Origin of the sequence: Bartonella sp. CM120XJJH (assembly GCF_042194715.1) — a bacterium.
Taxonomy (GTDB): domain Bacteria; phylum Pseudomonadota; class Alphaproteobacteria; order Rhizobiales; family Rhizobiaceae; genus Bartonella.
This window is the reverse complement of sequence record NZ_JBHINE010000139.1, coordinates 335-589: the sequence shown is the minus strand read 5'-3', so window position 1 is coordinate 589 and position 255 is coordinate 335. Positions and strand designations below refer to the sequence as shown.

Annotated in this window: 1 pseudogene; it reads right to left on the bottom strand. The window is 45.9% G+C overall.

Going from position 1 to position 255, the window contains the following annotated elements:
- Positions 1-255, bottom strand: a pseudogene (locus ACFIKU_RS10230) (hypothetical protein); the annotation flags it as partial.

Sequence of the window (255 nt, the reverse complement as noted above, 5' to 3'; positions counted from 1 at the left end):
TTGTTTGCTTGCTACCCATTTGACTGCAAAGCGCCACCATGCCCCACCATTTTCACCCAAAAACACAACACTCTGTGCATCTTTTCGTCTAATAACACCATGGGGGCGAATGAGTGTTTGAATGGCGCCCCGAAAATCATCCAAGCGAAGATCACGCGCTTGATGCTCTAACAAAATATGTTTCACACTGTCTGCGGATAAGCGAATAAGAGAATTTTCCGCTGCAAAAACATCACGCACCTTTTGTGGTATCGG